General features: G+C 69.5%; 14 protein-coding genes. 13 read left to right on the top strand and 1 reads right to left on the bottom strand.

Going from position 1 to position 12,576, the window contains the following annotated elements; translation table 11 throughout:
• Positions 1 to 357 (bottom strand): hypothetical protein (locus tag G3I65_RS31605; RefSeq protein ID WP_160699345.1); only part of this gene is annotated, 357 nt, incomplete at its 3' end.
• Between the two features lie 155 nt (positions 358 to 512).
• Here G3I65_RS31605 and G3I65_RS31600 point away from each other — a divergent pair.
• From G3I65_RS31600 to G3I65_RS31540, 13 genes are all read left to right on the top strand, one after another.
• Entirely contained in the window at positions 513 to 953 is a 441-nt protein-coding gene (locus G3I65_RS31600) for a DUF983 domain-containing protein (RefSeq protein WP_086858118.1), read from the top strand.
• Between the two features lie 39 nt (positions 954 to 992).
• The gene (locus G3I65_RS31595) at positions 993 to 1,853 is read left to right on the top strand and encodes an Fpg/Nei family DNA glycosylase (RefSeq protein WP_160699344.1); all 861 of its coding nucleotides are present in this window, start codon (positions 993 to 995) and stop codon (positions 1,851 to 1,853) included.
• Positions 1,854 to 2,100: 247 nt separating this feature from the next.
• Complete coding sequence (locus tag G3I65_RS31590) at positions 2,101 to 3,414, top strand: histidine kinase (RefSeq protein WP_160699343.1); 1,314 nt, start codon at positions 2,101 to 2,103, stop codon at positions 3,412 to 3,414.
• Positions 3,415 to 3,434: 20 nt separating this feature from the next.
• Entirely contained in the window at positions 3,435 to 4,280 is an 846-nt protein-coding gene (locus G3I65_RS31585; protein ID WP_160699342.1) for a S49 family peptidase, read from the top strand.
• 43 nt (positions 4,281 to 4,323) lie between these two features.
• Positions 4,324 to 4,782, top strand: a complete 459-nt coding sequence (locus G3I65_RS31580; protein WP_125309593.1) for a hypothetical protein — start codon at positions 4,324 to 4,326, stop codon at positions 4,780 to 4,782.
• A 3-nt stretch (positions 4,783 to 4,785) separates the two neighbouring features.
• Positions 4,786 to 5,139: a hypothetical protein gene (locus tag G3I65_RS31575; protein WP_160699341.1), complete on the top strand. Its 354-nt coding sequence runs from the start codon at positions 4,786 to 4,788 to the stop codon at positions 5,137 to 5,139.
• 155 nt (positions 5,140 to 5,294) lie between these two features.
• Complete coding sequence (locus tag G3I65_RS31570; RefSeq protein ID WP_160699340.1) at positions 5,295 to 6,686, top strand: glycoside hydrolase family 16 protein; 1,392 nt, start codon at positions 5,295 to 5,297, stop codon at positions 6,684 to 6,686.
• Between the two features lie 88 nt (positions 6,687 to 6,774).
• Positions 6,775 to 7,608, top strand: a complete 834-nt coding sequence (locus tag G3I65_RS31565; RefSeq protein ID WP_163046789.1) for a LytTR family DNA-binding domain-containing protein — start codon at positions 6,775 to 6,777, stop codon at positions 7,606 to 7,608.
• Between the two features lie 13 nt (positions 7,609 to 7,621).
• On the top strand, positions 7,622 to 8,152 hold the full coding sequence (locus tag G3I65_RS31560; protein ID WP_160699339.1) for a hypothetical protein: 531 nt from the start codon (positions 7,622 to 7,624) through the stop codon (positions 8,150 to 8,152).
• Between the two features lie 31 nt (positions 8,153 to 8,183).
• A complete protein-coding gene (locus tag G3I65_RS31555) occupies positions 8,184 to 9,974 on the top strand; it encodes a cation acetate symporter (protein ID WP_160699338.1) in 1,791 nt (596 codons plus the stop codon).
• 116 nt (positions 9,975 to 10,090) lie between these two features.
• On the top strand, positions 10,091 to 10,441 hold the full coding sequence (locus G3I65_RS31550) for a DUF485 domain-containing protein (RefSeq protein ID WP_160699337.1): 351 nt from the start codon (positions 10,091 to 10,093) through the stop codon (positions 10,439 to 10,441).
• On the top strand, positions 10,438 to 12,066 hold the full coding sequence (locus G3I65_RS31545) for a cation acetate symporter (RefSeq protein ID WP_160699336.1): 1,629 nt from the start codon (positions 10,438 to 10,440) through the stop codon (positions 12,064 to 12,066). Before G3I65_RS31550 ends, G3I65_RS31545 begins: the two co-directional genes overlap by 4 nt.
• Positions 12,067 to 12,118: 52 nt before the next feature.
• Positions 12,119 to 12,478: a rhodanese-like domain-containing protein gene (locus G3I65_RS31540; protein WP_086858109.1), complete on the top strand. Its 360-nt coding sequence runs from the start codon at positions 12,119 to 12,121 to the stop codon at positions 12,476 to 12,478.
• Positions 12,479 to 12,576 lie beyond the last annotated feature (98 nt).

Raw genomic sequence — 12,576 nt, 5'->3', positions numbered from 1 at the left:
GCACGAGGTGCCGCACCTCCCCGCCGTGGGCGACGTCCCGGCCGGGGAGGTGGGCGGCAGCACCGGCGGCGACGGCGTGACCCCGCGCGAAGACCTCGCGTCCTCGACCTTCAGCGCGCCCGACCACCCGGCGACTTCGCCGCGGCTCGACACGACGACGACCCCGAACCTGACGATGACCACCGAGTCGAGCGACTCGCCGGAGAGCGCCGACGCACCCGAGCTGTCGCCGACCGACGGGTCGACGGAGGCCAAGGGCAGGCCGACGGACACCAGCACGACCGGCACGGCCGAACCGACGACGACAGTGACGCCGACGTCCGGGAAACCGTGCCCGAGCAGCACGTCCGAAGTCACTGGTTCGAGCGAATCCGCCGAACCCACGCCGACCGGCTCCGAACAGCGGTGATCCACTTCGCCGGGTCGGATGTCCGATTCCTCCCTCGCGCGTTCGCGGCCGCGCACGGTACCGTTGTGCTGCTCACCCTGCGGGCGGCCCTGGAGGCAACTGAATGAACCGGCTGGTGCGCGGCGAAGACGGCCGCGACTGGGTGGTCCGTGCCCAGATGGAATGGCGTGCGCCGGCGACGGCCGACGACTTCGAGCACGACGTCGCGGGCAGCTACGGCCCCGGCATCGCGATGATCGTGGTGACCGCGCTGCTGGCCGTCATCCTCGTCGTGTGGACGCCGGACCAGGTCAACATCCCCGCGTGGGTGCTGCTCGCGCTGCTGCTCGTGATCCTGTTCTTCCCCCTGCGGTGGATTCTGCGCCGGCCGTGGACGGTCGTCGCGGAGACCGAGGGCGACGTGACCGGCGACCGGCCGTCCGAGCGCTGGGTCGGCACCATCCGCGGCATGTTCACGGTGCAGGGCGAGGTCAAGAAGATCTCCAAGACCATCCAGCGGCACTCGCTGCCGGACTTCGACGGGCCGCTGCACCCGGTCGAATAGCCAGTACCGGAATTCGGCCGAAGGGGTGAAACTGGGGACATGCCCGAGCTACCCGAGGTCGAAGCGCTGGCCCACCACCTGCGTGAGAACGCGGTCGGCCAGACGATCTTCCGCATCGATGTCGCATCGCTGAGCGTGCTGAAGACGGCGACCCCGCCGTGGACCGACATGCACGGCCGCGAGATCACCGGCGCGACCCGCCACGGCAAGCACCTCGACGTCGTCGCCGGTGACCTGCACCTCGTCGTCCACCTGGCGCGCGCGGGCTGGCTGCGCTGGTCCGACGGCCTGGCCGCGGCGCCGCTGAAGCCAGGCAAGGGCCCGATCTCGCTGCGCGTGCACCTCGAATCCGCGACCGGGCCCGGGTTCGACCTCACCGAAGCGGGCACGAAGAAGGGCCTCGCGGTGTGGATCGTCAAGGACCCGCAGGAGATCGCGAGCGTCGCGCGCCTCGGCCCGGACGCACTCTCGCTGGACGCGACCCAGCTGCGTGAGCTGTTCGCCGGCAAGAACACCCGCTTGAAGTGGGCGCTCACCGACCAGTCGCTCATCGCCGGGATCGGCAACGCCTACTCCGACGAGATCATGCACCGCGCGAAGCTCTCGCCGTACGCGACGATCGGCAAGCTCGACGACGGCGCGCTGGAAACCCTCGCCGAGGCGATCGTCGAAATCGAGTCCGACGCCGTCAACCGCTCGGTCGGCCAGAAAGCCGCGCGGCTGAAGGGCGAGAAGCGCTCAGGCCTGCGCGTCCACGCCCGCACCGGCCTCCCGTGCCCGGTCTGCGGCGACACGATCCGCGAGATCTCCTTCGCCGACAAGTCGTTCCAGTACTGCCCGACCTGCCAGACCGGCGGCAAGCCGCTGGCCGACCGCCGCATGTCGAGGCTCCTCAAGTAGCAGATTCGCCCGTTCGGCCGCAGGTGCTGCGCCGCGCGTCGCCGGGCGCGGCCTCGCCGTCGGCGAAACCGCGTCCTTCCTGCTGCTTTCGCCGGAAGGGGTGGAACAGGCGACCCCTCCCGCGTGTTGCGGACAGTGACCGCGGGGGCCCGGATCCGACTCTCGGTAGGGTCGCCTCAACCCTCGGTCATCACAGTTGGACAGAAAGTGGGATCAGGCCTTGCACCCGGTTGGTCGAGCGCAGAGCATGGACGCCGTGTCCGGGTTTCCGCTTGCGCAGATCATTCCCTGGGGTGTCGCGGTACTGCTCCTCGTCGTGGTGATCGTGCTGCTCGTGAAACAACGCAAGCCGGCCAGCGTGGTGGAAGACGCCATGCTGCAGGCCGTGCACCGGATGTCGAAGGCGGCGCCGAACCTCCGCTCCGGCCTGGACGAAGACGCCGCGGACAAGATCACCACGCAGCTGCTGCAGATGCTCGACTGCGTGGCCGTCGGCATCACCGACAGCGAAGGCACGCTGCTGTCCTGGGACGGCGAGGCGAACGAGCACTACGTCGACCTCGTCGACGCCATCGGCAACGCGATCCGCAAGCACCGCCGCGAGGTCGTGGCGCACGACCGGATGCCGTGCAACCACCGCGGCACCTGCCGGATGAAGACCGCGGTCATCGTGCCGCTGCTGGTCGAGGGCGAGACCGAGGCCGCGCTGATCGTCGTCGGCCGGACCCGCGGGCGCCTGGTGCAGATGGCCGACGCGGTCGCGCAGTTCGTCTGCACGCAGTTCGAGCTGTCCCGGCTCGACGAGTCGAAGCAGCAGCTCCAGCAGGCCGAGATCAAGGCGCTGCGCGCGCAGATCTCGCCGCACTTCGTCTACAACGCGCTGAACACGATCTCCGCGCTGATCCGCACGGACCCCGAAGAGGCGCGAGAGCTGCTTCAGGACTTCGCCGACTTCACGCGCTACTCGTTCCGCTCGTCGGGCATGTTCACCTCGCTCGCCGAAGAACTGCGCAACATCGACCGCTACCTGACCATCGAGAACGCCCGCTTCGGCGGCCGGCTCGAGGTGCGGATGAAGATCGCGCCCGAGGTGCTCAGCGTCGTCGTGCCGTTCCTGATCATCCAGCCGCTGGTGGAGAACGCGGTCAAGCACGGACTGGCCAGCAAGCCCAGCGGCGGCTGCGTCACGGTGATCGCGCAGGACCACGGCACCGAGGCGCTGATCAGCGTCGAGGACGACGGCATCGGCATGGACCCGCGGCGGCTCAACGACGTCAAGAACGCGCACAGCACCGGCGCGCACGTCGGGCTCGGCAACATCAGCCAGCGCATGCAGCAGGTGTTCGGCAACGACTACGCGGTGATGGTCGAGACCGCGCCCGGTGCCGGCATGAAGGTGACGCTGCGGGTGCCGAAGTTCGTCCCGGGCGTCCGCCCGAACATGCCGGACTACAGCTCCGAAGAGGCCGACGTCCCGGCGCAGAGCGGGCCGGCCCAGCTGAACGGCGCCGACGTCAGCGGCGTGAACGGCTCACGCTCCGGCATCCTCCCCATGGGCTGAGTCCCGGCTAGCCTGGCTGCATGAGCGTTACGGACAAGCTGGCTTCGCGGATCCCGGTGCTCGCCGACCGGGTCGAGCGCAAGGACGTCGTGGCCGTGGTGAAGCTGCACGGCGTGATCACCCCGTCGCCGTCCCCGCTGGCCAGGGGTGCGATCAACCTGAGCGCGGTCGAATCGGCCCTGACCAGGGCGTTCGGTCACGAGCGGCTGAAGGCGGTCGCGCTGCTGGTGAACTCGCCCGGCGGCGCGCCGACGCAGTCCGGGCTGGTCGCCGAGCGCATCCGCCAGCTGGCCGACGAGAAGAAGGTGCCGGTACTGGCGTTCTGCGAAGACGTCGCCGCCTCCGGCGGCTACTGGCTGGCCTGCGCGGCCGACGAGATCTACGCCCACCGCACGTCCATGGTCGGCTCGATCGGCGTGATCAGCGGCGGTTTCGGCTTCACGGGCCTGCTGGAACGCTTCGGCATCGAGCGCCGCCTGCACACCGCGGGCGCCAACAAGTCGCGCCTCGACCCGTTCTCGCCGGAGAAGCCGGAAGACGTCGAGTGGCTGAAGAAGATGCACACCCAGCTCCACGACCTGTTCGTCAGCTGGGTCAAGGAACGCCGCGGCGACCGCCTGACCGACGCGGAGGACCTCTTCACCGGCGACGTCTGGCTCGGCGCGAAGGCGCGGGAACTGGGCTTGGTCGACGGCCTCGGCAGCCTCCGCCAGATCGTCACCGAGCGCTTCCCGGACGCGGAGATCTCGGTCGCCGAGCCCAAGCGCCCCCTCCTGGCCCGCCTCGGCGTCGGCGCCCCGGCTGCGGCGACGGCAGTCCTGGACGCGGTCACGCAGAAGGCAGCGTGGTCCCGCTTCGGCCTCTGACGAGCGACTTGCGCAGACTTCTGAAAAAGTTCAGAATAGTTCCATGGCCACCGAAGTGCAGTGGAGCGAGTTGCAGCGCGATCCCAAGAGCGTCGCTGCGCTCGCTGACGAGGGCGATGTCCGAGTGCGTCGCCGCGACGGTGCTGCCCTGCTGCTGACCAGGGAAGACAGGGCGAACTCGGCGTCGGAAGGATCGGTGGCCGCGGCGCGTGCGCTGCGCAATGTGCTGGCTCACCTGCCACACGACGTCGCGGCGGCGGCCCTGCTCGACGAGTTCCCCTGGGTGGACGTCCTGCCGAAGGCGGAGCAGGCGCAGTTCGTCCACGACTTCGCACGCGCGTTCCAGGCTTCCGCGGAGCTGGGTCAGTGGTCTGTTCTCGCCCAGACGATCACGGAGTGGCGCAGCACCGCGGCCATCCACGCTGATCCGGCACTCGCCGGCAAGCTCAGTGGTCCGATCGACGAGGACTTCGGTCCGGTGCCAGGTCCCACGGACGGCTGAGCGATGCCTGCGAAACGCGGTGACCGCATCGCGCCGCCCGCGCGACCCGGTGGCTGGGAGGCGCGCTTCGCGACTTCCGAGGCGGCAAAGGGTTGGGAGGCCTTGTGTCAGGCTGCGAGGTCGAACACCTGGGAAGCGTGGATCGTCCTCACCGAACGGCCGACTGCTCCGGAAAACCCGGGGCGTCAGCACCGGCTGAAAGGTAGTTTCGCAACTCGCGAAGTCGGTGGGCGGGTGCTGGAGCAGTGGCAGTACGAGGTCACTGCGGGCGGCCGGATCTGGTACTGCCCGGATCCCGTCAGGCGGGTCGTCTGGGTGGTCTTGGCGGGCACGGGCCATCCGAAAGACACCGAGTGACCACTGTCCGCTTTGAGCACTTCCGGGCAAACTTTGTGACCCGCATCACCCTTCCCGGGTAACGCCTCTGGCTCCGCGATGAGGCGTCAGGTCTCCTTGTCGACGGGCTTTGTTGCGATCGGCAACAAATCCGGACGACAAGGAGGTCGTACCCGATGCCCCACTCCCGAAGACTCGCCCTCGGTGCCGTCGTCGGCGCCGCGCTGATCACCGTGCCCCTCACGCTGAACGCCGAAGCGTCGATCCCGCCGCCCGACTCGGGCTGGACGACCGTCTTCGCCGACGACTTCACCGGCGGCGCGAACACCCTGCCCTCGAGCGCGAACTGGATCATCGACACCGGCCACGGCTACCCCGGCGGCCCCGGCAACTGGGGCACCGGCGAGATCCAGAACTACACGTCGAGCACCGGCAACGTCTCGCAGGACGGCGCCGGCAACCTCCGCATCACGCCGTTGCGCGACGGGTCGGGCAACTGGACGTCGGCGCGGATCGAAACCCAGCGGGCGAACTTCAAGCCGCCGGCGGGCGGGGTCATGCGGATCGAAAGCCGGATCCAGATGCCGAACGTCACCGGCGCCGCCGCGCTCGGGTACTGGCCCGCGTTCTGGGCGCTCGGCGGGCCGTACCGCGGCAACTGGTGGAACTGGCCCGCCATCGGCGAGTTCGACATCATGGAGAACGTCAACGGGATCAACTCCGTCTGGGGCGTCCTGCACTGCGGCGTCAACCCCGGCGGCCCGTGCAACGAGACGACCGGCCTGCCCGCCAACCGCGCGTGCCCCGGCAGCAGCTGCCAGTCGGCCTTCCACACCTACCGCTTCGAATGGGACGCGAGCACCAGCCCGCAGGTGTTCCGCTGGTTCGTCGACGGCCAGCAGTTCCACTCCGTGAGCCAGAACCAGGTCGACGCCACGACCTGGGCGAACATGACCACCCACCAGGGCTACTTCGTGTTGCTGAACGTCGCCATCGGCGGCGCGTTCCCGAACAACAACTCCGGCACCACCACGCCGGGACCGGGGATCGTGCCCGGTCACCCGATGGTCGTCGACTACGTCACCGTCGCCACCCGCGGCGGAACCGGTGGCGGCACCACGACCCCGCCGACCACGACGACTCCGCCCACCGGCGGGAGCAGCGCGTACAGCACCATCCAGGCCGAGTCCTTCAGCCAGCAGTCCGGCGTGATCACCGAGGCCACCACGGACTCCGGCGGCGGCCAGGACATCGGCGCGGTGGGCAACGGTGACTGGGCGCTCTACCCGAACGTCGACTTCGGCAGCAGCGCGGCGACCAACTTCCAGGCCCGCGTCGCGTCCGGGGCGGCGGCCGGCGTCAGCGGGCTCGTCGAGGTGCGGCTCGACAGCCGGTCCAACGCGCCCATCGGCAGCTTCGCCGTCGCCAACACCGGCGGCTGGCAGAGCTGGCGGACCGTCCCCGCGAACATCAGCGCGGTGACCGGCGTGCACAACGTGTACCTGACGTTCACGAGCGGCCAGCCCGCCGACTTCGTGAACCTCAACTGGTTCACGTTCGTGCATTGAGACAGGGACCCGCGGGCGGCCGGGCCGTCCGCGGGTCTCCCCACTTCAGGCAGACGGGGGCTGGACATTGCACTCGGCAATGGGCAGGATGCGTTTCACTGTGAGTGCTCACGATGACACCCGGAAACTCGTGGTCCTGGCTGTGGACGACGAGCCGAACGGTCTTGACGAACTCGTCCACTGCCTGCGCAACAGCCCGCACGTGGCGAAGGTGTTCCCGGCGATCGACGCCTCCGAGGCGCTTCGGTTGCTGTCCACCGACGACCCGCGGCTGCGCGAGCGCAAGGACCGCGGCCTGCCGATCGTCGACGCCGTCTTCGCGGACATCGACATGCCCGGCCTGTCCGGCATGGAGATGTCGCGCGTGTTCGCCGCGCTCCGGCCGTCGCCCGCGCTGGTGTTCGTCACCGGGCACGCCGAAGAGGCGGTCAACGCGTTCGACCTCGGTGCGCTCGACTACGTCCTCAAGCCGTACCAGCAGGACCGGCTCGACCGCGCGATCACGCGCGTGATCGACAAGCTGGCCTCCGCGGCGGCGCCCCCGCCCGGCGCGCTGGGCGGCGAGCCGGTGAAGAACGACGACGAGGTCATCCCGGTCGAGCTGGCCGGCACCACCAAGCTCATCCCGCGCTCCTCGGTCCGCTGGGTCGAGGCGCAGGGCGACTACGCGCGGCTGTTCACCACCGAAGGCAGCCACCTGGTCCGCATCCCGCTGGCGCAGCTCGAGGAGCGCTGGGAGAAGGCCGGCTTCGTCCGGATCCACCGGTCGTTCCTCGTCGCGCTGCCGCTGATCACCGAGCTGCGCATGGGCCAGGGTGGCTACCAGGTTGTGATCGGCAACGAGGAGAAGGTGCTGCCGGTGAGCCGGCGGCACACCCGCGCGCTGAAGGACCGGCTGGTCGGTTCGGGCCGGAACGGCTGAGCCGGGACCGGTCATGACCGACGACTTCTACGAGCGCCGCGCGAACGGCGTCCGCGAACCGGATCCGACGCTCGGCAGGCGCGCCCGGCAGCGGCCGCTGCCGCAGCCCACCGACCGGGCCGTCGTCGAATCGCTGCCGCCCGCGCCGGAGCCGGAGAAGCAGCCGAAGCCGGAGCACCACGCGAAACCCAAGCGGGAGCGGGTGATCCTCGCCGACCCGCGCCGGGCGGGCGGCACCCTGCGCGCCCGCGTCGAGCTGGAAGAGCAGACCAGCTGGGGCAAGCTGCTCGTCCGCGACCACCTGGTGAAGGTGCAGCTGCGGACAGCCGTCCTGCTCGCCTTGCTGGTCGTCGTCGTGTTCGGCTCCCTGCCGGCGCTGTTCTACCTGGTTCCGGGCTTCTCCCGGGCCAGTCTCGGCGGCATCCCGGTGGCGTGGCTGATCCTCGGCGTGCTGCCGTTCCCGTTCCTGTTCGGCGTCGGGATCTGGTACAACCGGCTGGCCGAACGCAACGAACGCGCGTTCGTGGACATGATCGAGAACTAGTTCCGCACCGAGTCGTGCGAGGATTCCCCCCGTGCAGCTGAACCCGTGGGCGTTGACCGGCATCGTGCTGGTCGCCGTGGTGACGTTCTTCATCGGTCACCGCTCCGCGCGGTCCGCCACGAGCACGCACGACTTCCTGGTCGCCCGCCGCACCGTGCGGTCCCGCCGCAACGCCGCCGCGATCTCCGGTGAGTACCTGTCGGCGGCGTCGTTCCTCGGCATCGCCGGGATCGTGCTCAAGGACGGCGCCGACGCGCTGTGGTTCCCGATCGGCTTCACCGCGGGTTACCTCGCCCTGATGCTGTTCGTCGCGGCGCCGCTGCGGCGCTCCGGCGCGTACACGCTGCCCGACTTCGTCGAAATGCGGCTCGGCTCGAAGGGCCTGCGCCGGTTCTCGACGGCGTTCGTCGTGTTCATCGGGATCCTCTACATGGTCCCGCAGCTGCAGGGCGCCGGCCTGACGCTGGCGACGATCCTCCCGGTACCGGTCTGGACCGGCGCGATCGCGGTGATGGTCGTGGTGGCGTTCAACGTGATCGCCGGCGGCATGCGCGCGATCACCGTCGTCCAAGCCTTCCAGTACTGGCTCAAGCTGTTCGCCATCGCCATGCCCGCGTTCGTGCTGTGCATGGTCTTCTTCGCCGGCGGCGGCCCGGACGGCTTCCGCCCCCTCGGCGCCGCCGCGCCGCCGGTGTTCACCAGCGACACCACGGTCGACGTGCAGACCGACGTCACGCTGCACGTCACGTCGGACACCTTCCTGTACGCCTACGGCCGCACCGACAACGGCCCGGCCGCCGGGCCGACGCACTGGACCCCGCTGGCCCCGCACACGGTCGCCGAAGGCACCACGCTGAAGTTCATGGCGGGCACGCCGGTGCCGGTGGTCAGCGATTCGGTGGCCGAGAACGCGAACTGGCTGCACCCGGCGTCGGGCAGCCTCACCGACCTGCTCCAGACGTACTCGCTGATGTTCGCGACGTTCCTGGGCACGATGGGCCTGCCGCACGTGCTGGTCCGCTTCTACACCAACCCCGACGGCAAGGCCGCGCGCCGCACCACCGTGCACGTCCTGCTGCTGCTGGGCCTGTTCTACCTGTTCCCGACGCTGCTGGGCGCGCTGTCCCGGATGTACGTCCCGGAGCTGCTCGTCACCGGCAAGACGGACGCGGCGATCCTGCGGCTGCCCTCGGCGATCCTGCCGGGCGTCGGCGGGCAGATCCTCGGCGCGGTCACCGCGGCCGGCGCGTTCGCCGCGTTCCTCTCCAGCACGTCCGGGCTGCTGGTGAGCGTCGCCGGGGTGGTGTCGACCGACCTGCTGCCCGGCCGGGTGCGGGACTTCCGCGTGGCGACCGGGCTGGTCGCGCTGTTCCCGATCGGGCTGGCGGTCGCGCTGCGGCCGGAGGACATCTCGCTGTCGATCGGGCTGACGTTCGCGCTCGCGGCGTCGACGTTCAGCCCGCTGCTGGTGCTGGGCATCTGGTGGCGCAAGCTGTCCTGGCCCGGCGCGCTGGCCGGGATGTTCGTCGGCGGCGGCCTGGTGCTGGCCGCGCTGGTCGTCAACGTCGTGAGCGGCTACAGCGGCGGCTGGGCGCCCTGGTTCGTCAACCAGCCGGCGCTGATCACGGTTCCTGCCGCGTTCGTCACGACGTATTTCGTCAGCCGTGCGACCGGCTACGGCCGCCCGGAGCACGTCCACGACATCATGCTGCGGCTGCACGCGCCCGACCCGCTCGGCTTCATGCGGGACAGGGCGGTCGCCAGATTCGGACAAGCCGAAGAAAAGACACGAATCGCCGGCCGAGGCCGGCACCGCAAGTAAAGCGCTGACAGCGAGTAATTAAGTAATACCCGATAGAGGGATTACGAACTACACGATAGCCCCATACGTTCCGTTGGTTTCTACCGATACCAAATACGGGAAAGTGGGGATTCGCCGTGAGCAGCACCGAACAAGACGTCGGTGGCGCGGAGCCGCAGACCGACTGGGAGAGGATCCAGGGGAGTCCCGAATTCGCGGACCTGCGCCGCCGGCTGCGGGTGTTCGTGTTCCCGATGACCGCGCTGTTCCTGCTCTGGTACCTGCTGTACGTGCTCCTCGCGGACTACGCGCACGGCTTCATGAGCACCAAGCTGTTCGGGAACATCACCGTCGGCCTGGTCTTCGGGCTGCTGCAGTTCGTCTCGACGTTCGTCATCACGGGCTTGTACGTGCGCTACGCCAACCGGAAGCTCGACCCGGTCGCCGACGGGATCCGCGCCGAAATCGAAGGGGAACCGCGCCGATGAACCTCGCGGCGGGCGTGGAGGGCAGCAACTCCACCCTCAACATCATCATCTTCCTGGTCTTCGTCGCGATCACGCTGGTGATCGTGTTCCGGGCCAGCCGGAACACCAAGACCGCGTCGGACTACTACGCCGCCGGGCGCGCGTTCACCGGTCCGCAGAACGGCATCGCGATTTCCGGTGACTACCTTTCGGCGGCGTCGTTCCTCGGCATCGCGGGCGCCATCGCCGTCAACGGCTACGACGGCTTCCTATATTCGATCGGTTTCCTGGTCGCGTGGCTGGTCGCCTTGCTGCTGGTCGCGGAACTGCTGCGCAACACCGGCAAGTTCACGATGGGCGACGTGCTCGCGTTCCGCATGAAGCAGACGCCGGTGCGCGCGGCGGCCGCCGTTTCGACGCTGGCGGTTTCGTTCTTCTACCTCTTGGCGCAGATGGCCGGGGCCGGTGGCCTGGTCAACCTGCTGCTCGGCATTTCCGGCGAACTGGGGCAGGACCTCGTGATCGCCGTCGTCGGCGTGATCATGATCCTGTACGTGCTGATCGGCGGCATGAAGGGCACCACCTGGGTGCAGATCATCAAGGCGGCGCTGCTGATCGTCGGCGCCTTCGCGATGACGCTGTGGGTGCTCGGCAAGTACGGCTTCAACCTGTCGGACCTGTTCCAGGCCGCGGTCGACAAGGGCGGCAAGAGCGGCGCGGCGCTGCTCGACCCGGGCAAGCAGTACGGCAAGACCGGCACGACCAAGCTCGACTTCCTGTCGCTGGGCATCGCGCTGGTCCTCGGTACGGCGGGCCTGCCACACGTCCTGATGCGCTTCTACACGGTGCCGACCGCCCGCGACGCACGTCGGTCGGTGGTCTGGGCGATCGTGCTGATCGGCGTGTTCTACCTGTTCACGCTGGTGCTCGGCTACGGCGCGGGTGCGCTCGTCGGGCCGGAGAAGATCTCGAAGGCGCCCGGCACGACGAACTCGGCGGCCCCGCTGCTCGCGCTGGAACTGGGCGGGCCGGTGCTGCTCGGGTTCATCTCCGCGGTCGCGTTCGCGACGATCCTCGCGGTGGTCGCCGGCCTGACGATCACGGCTTCGGCGTCCTTCGCGCACGACGTCTACGCCAACGTGATCAAGAAGGGCCAGGTCTCGACCGGCGGCGAGGTGAAGGTCGCCCGGGTCACCGCGCTGGTGATCGGCGCGCTGGCCATCGCGGGCGGCATCCTCGCGAAGTCGCAGAACGTGGCGTTCCTCGTGGCGCTCGCGTTCGCGGTGGCGGCGTCGGCGAACCTGCCGACGATCCTGTATTCGCTGTTCTGGAAGCGCTTCAACACGCAGGGCGCGCTCTGGTCGATCTACGGCGGCCTGTTCGTCACGATCGTGCTGATCGTCTTCTCGCCCGCGGTTTCCGGCAAGCCGGTGGACGCCAAGACGGGCAAGAGCGCGTCGATGATCCAGGGCGTCGACTTCCACTGGTTCCCGCTCGACAACCCGGGTCTCGTCTCGATCCCGGCCGCGTTCCTGCTCGGCTGGCTGGGCACGGTCCTGTCGAAGGAGCGCAACGCGAAGAAGTACGCCGAGATGGAGGTGCGCGCGCTGACCGGCGCGGGTGCCGAAAAGGCCGTTTCGCACTGACCGCCGCCGGGGGCGTTGACCTCACGCGCGGGCAACGCCCCCGCATGGCAGCATGGAGATCGTGGTGAGCCCTGCTGAACTGCCGACCGCCGAGGTCCGCGACCTGCCCAAGGACGGCCTCGTGCTGCTCGACGTCCGCGAAGACGACGAGTGGGCCGCTGGGCACGCGCCCGGCGCCGTGCACATCCCCATGGGGGAGCTGCCCGCCCGTGTCGGCGAGCTGACCGACCTGCCCGACGACCAGCCGATCCACGTGATCTGCCGCAGCGGCGGCCGGTCCGCGCGTGCGGCCGCGTGGCTCAACCAGAGCGGCTGGGACGCGGTGAACGTCGCCGGCGGCATGGGCGCGTGGCAGCGCGAAGGGCGGCCGATGGTCGGCGAGCACCCCGGCATCGACCCCGAAGTGATCTAGCCTTGCAGCCGGGTCCGCCGCCCCCGCCCGGGTACTGGCCCCGCCAGGCCCCGCCGCCGTCCGCCCAGCAGCTGCAGGGCCGGACGCTGGCCGCCCAG

Origin of the sequence: Amycolatopsis sp. SID8362 (assembly GCF_010550475.1) — a bacterium.
Taxonomy (GTDB): Bacteria; Actinomycetota; Actinomycetes; order Mycobacteriales; family Pseudonocardiaceae; genus Amycolatopsis; species Amycolatopsis eburnea.
This window is presented reverse-complemented; position numbering and strand designations above follow the sequence as displayed.